The sequence below is a fragment of the Spirosoma oryzae genome (assembly GCF_003002825.1).
Taxonomy (GTDB): Bacteria; Bacteroidota; Bacteroidia; order Cytophagales; family Spirosomataceae; genus Spirosoma; species Spirosoma oryzae.
This window is the reverse complement of sequence record NZ_PVTE01000061.1, coordinates 1-6,559: the sequence shown is the minus strand read 5'-3', so window position 1 is coordinate 6,559 and position 6,559 is coordinate 1. Positions and strand designations below refer to the sequence as shown.

Below are 6,559 nucleotides of genomic sequence, written 5' to 3'. Positions count from 1 at the left end.
GGCTACCTGCACTTTCAGACGGTAGTAGATGGATACAGGATGTCAAAGAACGAGTACTCACAGGCAAAACCCCCAACTTATGGGTAAACCTCACCCCCGTTAGGGAGGGGGGCAATGCCCTGATCAGTAAAGAGCGAGCAATCGCTCCCCTCCCTAATGGGGAGGGGCCGGGGGTGGGGTTCGTTTAAAAAAGGATTGAGTATGTCAGTTTGCCTTTCACCGGTACGATCAGTTCCTGACCGCCCGCGCTTTCCCGAATCGTCGGTTTAGCACCGCCCAGATCATCGATTCGGATGTATTCCTGGCCGTCGATCAGGTACATGTTGTTGTCCATCGCGCTGATCGTGCTGCCACTGGCCAGCCGGGCATACAGGTCGCCAGCCGGGTTGGTAACGGTTAGCTCGCGTTGCAGGCCCTGTCCCTGTTCCAGCACCCGGATTTTATCGTCGACCGACGAGCCGTAGGTCTGGTAGCGGAAGGTTGGACGGTCGTTGTTATCGAGGACGTAGCCTTTCGGACGGTAGCCGGTACCGGTCGTATCCGTTGCCCAGTTGGCCTGACCCGAGGGGAGTTTGGCTAGGAACAACATGGGCGTACCCATGCGCTGCACCATACCCATCGGCCGTGACGAGCCGTCGCCCCGGTCGTGCCACATCGGTGTCGTGTCGAGGAATTGGCCCCGCCATACCTGAACGAGGGCACCCTTGTCCATATCGTAGGTATAGTGCACGTTGTCGGGGCTGCCAACCGAGATCGCGTGCGTTACGCGGGTGCGCTTGCCCTGCGGACGAATGTCGCCCCACGTTGATTCACCGGGTACGTCCATGAAACTGCGCAGGATCGTGTTGCCGCCCGACGCATCGACCAGAATTGGATCGACTTCTTCACCGCCCGACGTCGTTGCGTCGCTGATCACGAATTCGCGCACACCCGGACCGGCAATGCTCAGGCCCAGCGCCGGCTGCACCCAATCCATAAACTTCGAGTAGAACAGTTCGACCGGAATATCACCTTTGGGCAGCGTCACCTTGCCGGTACCGTTACCAACCCAGCCAACCAGCGGCACGACCATCTGGTCGCCGATTTTCAGCGAACCTGCACCACCGGGTACACCCAGCCGGAAGCGGTATTCGCCCGGCTCGGCTACACGCAGCGTACCTTTGTAGCGAATCAGCATCTCGTTGGGTATCCGGCTCACCGACGACGACAGCACCGTCGTTGGCCCTTCCGATTCGGGGGCGGTTTTGTCGTATTCGGGCTCCTTCTCGTATTTACCTTTGTAGACCGCGAACGTCAGATTAACCAGTTCAGGACGGGGTTTGTCGTAAGCGATGTAGCGGATATTGCGAAAGGCAACGGCACCATGATCGCCCTGTAGCACAAGCGGTCCCGTGGCTTTCTCGTCGTTGCTGATCGCGCCCCGCGTCGGACCGCTCAACTCGACATTGTCGTGAATCAGTACGCCGTTCAGTTCGACGTTCAACAGCTTGGCATTTTCTGTTTTCTGCCCCTGCGCGTTGAAGCGGGGGGCTTGGAACGACGCTTTCAGGTGTTGCCACAGCCCCGGTGCGCGGCTGGCATTCTGCCGGGCGGGGTGACCTTCGTATCCATTCTGCCCGGCCGGCCGCTTGTCGTCCCACCGTTGGTAAATCGAACCGTTGTCGCCGGAGCTGGGCGTTTTGACTTCCCAACTGTCGGCCAGTTGGATTTCGTAGCGACCTTGTAAATACACGCCCGAATTTGCCCCTTTGGCCAGCATGAAGTCCAGTTCGATGTCGGCATCGCTATGTTGAAACTGCGTTGTCAGATCGCCGGCTTTTGCGTTCTTCTTGTCGGATGGCAGGCTGACCAGGACGCCCGTTCCTTTGTCGGTCAGCAGGGTATTTGTTTTGGCCAGATCGGCGCGGACTGACCCGACAATGTGCCAGTTTGAAGCGGGATTAACAAACGCGCTGAGATCGTTGAGGGGGACCGGCGTGCCAGCTCCGGGCGCGGGCTGAGCCAGCGTCAGTCCAGCACCGAACGTCCAGCCGACGGCCAGCAGCCAGCGTGTCGTAGCTGCGTAAAATGGGTTTGACATGAAAAGATATGGAGGTTTTACGCTCGAAATTACCATTTTTTTGGCCTAATTAAACCAGCTGCTGCATTTGCTCTATCTTTGGGGCGCACTGACGGAAGCGACTTCTGTTGGCTATCGATTGGTCTCTTACGTGCCTGTCTAGGTAGTTCTGCGCGTTGTTCGACTTACGTATCTGTTAACCCTGTTTTACATTCATGAAGAAAACCTCAGTAACCCTTGCCGCCTGCGCTGCTCTGCTTACGTTCGCCGTATCGACCACGTCGATGGCTCAAAATCAAGGCGGTAAACAAACGCCTGAATCAACCGAAATTTATGAGCCCGTTCCGCCCGTTGTAACGCCCGGCGTCGTTACGGCGAACACCAGCGGCACGACGCCCCCTTCGGATGCCACCGTGCTGTTCGACGGTAAAAATACCGATCAGTGGGTGGCCATCACGGGCTATGATCCGGCCAGCTGGGAAAAGACCAACGCCGGACCGCTGAAGTGGCCGGTACGGGATGGCGTTATGTATTCGACGAAAGGATTCTCGGCCCGGTCGAAACAGGAATTCAACGACTTCCAATTGCACATCGAGTTCAAGACACCCGAGAAAGTAGAAGGTAAAGGGCAGGGCCGGGGTAACAGTGGTGTCTTCCTGCAAGGTCGCTACGAGTTGCAGGTACTCGACAACTACGAAAACCCGACCTACGTCGACGGTATGGTGGGATCGATCTACAAGCAGGCGATTCCGCTGGCGAACCCCAGCCGCAAGCCGGGCGAATGGCAGAGCTATGATGTCATTTACCAGGCCCCGCGCTTCAACAAAGCCGGTCTGATGACCGACTACGCGTACGTGACCGTACTGCTCAATGGCGTACTGGTGCAGAACCATGCGGCTATCCGGGGTACGACCGAATACATCGGCTATCCGAAAGTACAGCCACACGGTGCTGGCCCGATCCTGTTGCAGGACCACGGTAATCCGGTTGGTTTCCGTAACATCTGGGTTCGCCCATTGTAATAAATCGCTTAGGAAAAAACGCCCTCAGTTCATAGCTGAGGGCGTTTTTGTTATGCCGGATTCACAGACTTAATTCGACATGTGGGGTCAACTAACTATCGGTGACTTTCGTCGGCGTCGTGCTGATTGGCCGGACGTTGAATGCGGAACATATCGTGCTCATTTATGTCTATATGATCTGGATAAGCACCCACAGAGGCAGCACGTTATGGCAGGCCTTGCTCACGTTTGTCGGCGCGATCATGTTGGTTTATGTGAGTTTGACCATATACGAAAAACCGTACGAGCCTGGTTAGGTAGAAAGCTACAGTAGTCAACGACTGAGTGCTGGGAGTACTGGTGCTGTTGATCCAGGTTACCGTCGAATGCTACGGCGTTGGCTTGTCGGCCGTAACTAATCGTACGCTGACGGACGTGCCTTTTCCGGGTTGACTGGTTAGTTGTAGCGCGTCGGCATCGTCGCCCAGTAATTCACGGCATAGCAATAACCCCAACCCCGTACCTGGTTCACCTTGTGTACCTGATCGGATAACCGGAGCCGACAGCACACAGGCTACCTCATCGGCGCTCATACCAATGCCGGTGTCCCGCACAGTGAGCCATATACAGGATTCTCCCGCCGTTTTTGTGTACAGCCTCACATAACCATGCGGTGGGGTGAACTTGATCGCGTTGCTGATCAGATTGCGTACCACACATAGCAGTTGGTACCGATCCGCAATAATCCAGGTCGATGCGCTTACCTGGTTGATTAGCCGTATGTTCTTGTGCTTTAGCTGAGTGCTTACGTCGGCGATAACTTCCGCCGTAAGTACCGATACGTCAACCTGTACTGGGTTGGTTGGTAACCCCTTCATCTGAACAACGGACCAGTCCAGCAGATTGGTTAGCATGCGCGCCAGCTGATCGACCTGTTCCTCTGACTCTCGAATCTGTTGGTCGATGGGCGCAGTCGCCGGACTTGCCTGTTTTAGGGTATTTAACTGCTGTTTCAGCCGAACTACCGGCAAACGGAGGTCGTGACTGATCAGCGAAAAAAGGTTGACTTTTTGTTGATTAATTCGTTCGAGGTGCTGTACCTGTTTGACAATATCCGCTTTCTGCCGGGTAAGTAGCCGAATCGTCCGCTGTTGTCTCGTGTAAACGACGTACCCAATCCACAGCAATACTGCGCAACCGGTTAGTATGAATAGCTGCTGCTGGCTGGTTGCTAGCAGATCTGTTAGCTGGATGGATTGGTTGAGCTGTGGTGGTCCGGGCAGGTAGTTGGCTTGCTGTGGCAGCCACTGGGTGTATGTACCAGATTTACCAGTTAGCTGAGCGAGGTCGACAACTAGAAGCTGTGCCCCGTGGTCGCTGGATACGGACCCGATGGGAGTAAACAGGTTACCGATTGGTTGCCGGTTTCTGGGTACTACCTTCTGGCTGTCCGGCGTTTGGTTTGCTGGTTGATAATGAGCAGTGTATAGATCTGTGCGACCCGATATAATGCGTAAAAAATGCCAATTGTATGATGGAAAAATAGGGTTAATCGGTGCCCTAGATACGGAAACTAACGACCATCGATATATATTACGTAGTTTTAATGAATGGTTTATAGTATGTCTATTTTTAGATAGAAAAAAGAGAAAAGAATAATAAAAAAACTTAATCACGTTACTGATAGTTAATTTTGGTTTATATTTTGAAACTCCCTTGTTGTAAAAGGCTTTATTGAGTCTGATTAGAAATCATCTGATCGATGCGCGAGAGTTGTATAAGTAACTGTAAATGAACGTATAAGGGGTATATAGAACCCTCGTCTCATAACGTAACAAGTCTGGTAGCGTGTACCGACAATAATAGGAAGTTTATAGGTTACTTAGGTGTAGCAGGCTATCATAATCCCTGCCAAAGTTTTTATTGATCGACAAGTAACCCTTGTAAAAGAAAAATTATCAGCCTGTTCATGTAGTCAATAAATCGATTCATGTAATTAACTAGCTTGTTCGTGTCAGTTGGTATGAAAAAAAACGGGCTATATACGTTTACATATACTCGTACCATGAGATTTTGATGTTCATAGCATGAAATGCCCGTTTGGTGTCAAAAACTGCTTGATTAAGGGCATCATGCGTCTTATTTCCGCAGGTTTGTCAGGCAGTTTGTTGCAAAGTGAGTACCGGTGAACGAATGAAGCCTGGTGTACTAACCTTTAACGACATGTCTGTATGCGGAACAACTACACTACGCCCAAACTGCTTACTGCATATATCCTGATCAGACAGGGACGGGGCAACAGCCCGGCCGCGCGGACGTGTGTCGGCCGTTCCATTCACATTAGCCTGCCGACCCTGCTAGGCGGGCAAGGTTGCGTCGATCTGTCAACGTATATAGGACACCGTTAGTAACCTCTTACTTTTCTGGTTGCGCATACCGACTTCCGGCTTTTCGATTCTATTCCACGCCATTTCTCTCTCTATACCTTGTTTCGTTTTCCGTCGCATCCACTACGCCTGTGTACCCGCGATCTGCTTCGGCCGATCTGGCTGGTACCGGGCTGGATTGCGCTGTGGCTTGCCGTAAGCGTGCCCGTTGATGGACAGGTGATTCCGCAGGCACCAACAGCGGTAGCGATGGCCGACACAAGCCGGGAACAGGTATCACTTGGAATGGGCGTGTTTGGAACAGTACTGGGCATACACGGATCGGATAGTATGATGGTAGCGGGCGACCTCGTACTCGATCATGCCGACGTCGTGGGCGCTGGCGCGCTGGTGCTCAAAAGCCGGCAACCCCGGCGGCTGATGTCGACACACAGCACGTTGACCAACCTGGTTATTGATAATCCGACGCAGGTGACGCTGGCGGGTGATCTGCGAGTAACAGAACATCTGATGGTCAAGGGGGGCACGTTGGTAGCGGATAATGGCATCCTTACATTGGCCCCTGCCTGCCAAATGCAGTTGCTGGCTGGTGGTCAACTTAAAACAGGGCCGATCGTACAGCCTGCTCTCCCGGTAGCTCGGCTGTCAATAAGTTGTTCGCCTGACGGCCTGTTGTGTCTTATGCCTACGCTTCCTACCCCGGTCATCCGGTCAATTCGGCAAGGAGGAGCTACTGTTCAGGATGATGATCAGTATGCCGGTCTGGCGTACAGCAAATCTGTCCCCCCCCCTGAAGTGCTTGACTTATAGTTTCAGCACATCTCGACAATGCCTACCAAGGCCACTCATGTGCTTCTAATGTGGTACTGCCACATAGAACGATTTCCTGATATTATAGTCACACCGTCCTATTCATTGAGACAGGCTAGCGGTAGCCTGTCTCACCATCCATATGTCAAAATCGGAACAATGAAAAAAGTTCTATACATACTTACGCTCGTTCTGGCAGGTACACTTGCTCAGGCGCAGGTAAAAGTAGGGGCTAACCCCGGCACCATCAACGGTGGCTCGGCCCTGGAAATCGAAGCGACCAACAAAGGCCTGCTCATGCC

At 53.1% G+C, this 6,559-nt stretch carries 4 protein-coding genes; 2 read left to right on the top strand and 2 right to left on the bottom strand.

What is annotated here, in order from left to right; translation table 11 throughout:
• Nucleotides 1–184 precede the first annotated feature (184 nt).
• Nucleotides 185–2,080 carry a 3-keto-disaccharide hydrolase gene (locus CLV58_RS27735; protein ID WP_106141098.1) on the bottom strand — a complete coding sequence of 632 codons (1,896 nt, stop codon included), beginning with the start codon at nt 2,078–2,080 and terminating at the stop codon, nt 185–187.
• 194 nt (nt 2,081–2,274) lie between these two features.
• On the opposite strand from CLV58_RS27735, the gene CLV58_RS27730 reads away from it, so the two are divergent.
• On the top strand, nt 2,275–3,081 hold the full coding sequence (locus CLV58_RS27730) for a 3-keto-disaccharide hydrolase (protein ID WP_106141097.1): 807 nt from the start codon (nt 2,275–2,277) through the stop codon (nt 3,079–3,081).
• A 368-nt stretch (nt 3,082–3,449) separates the two neighbouring features.
• On the opposite strand, the gene CLV58_RS27720 is transcribed toward CLV58_RS27730, so the two are convergent.
• Nucleotides 3,450–4,247: a sensor histidine kinase gene (locus CLV58_RS27720; protein ID WP_106141095.1), complete on the bottom strand. Its 798-nt coding sequence runs from the start codon at nt 4,245–4,247 to the stop codon at nt 3,450–3,452.
• 1,299 nt (nt 4,248–5,546) lie between these two features.
• Between CLV58_RS27720 and CLV58_RS27715 the strand changes: the two genes are divergently transcribed.
• The gene (locus CLV58_RS27715) at nt 5,547–6,257 is read left to right on the top strand and encodes a hypothetical protein (RefSeq protein WP_106141094.1); all 711 of its coding nucleotides are present in this window, start codon (nt 5,547–5,549) and stop codon (nt 6,255–6,257) included.
• Nucleotides 6,258–6,559 lie beyond the last annotated feature (302 nt).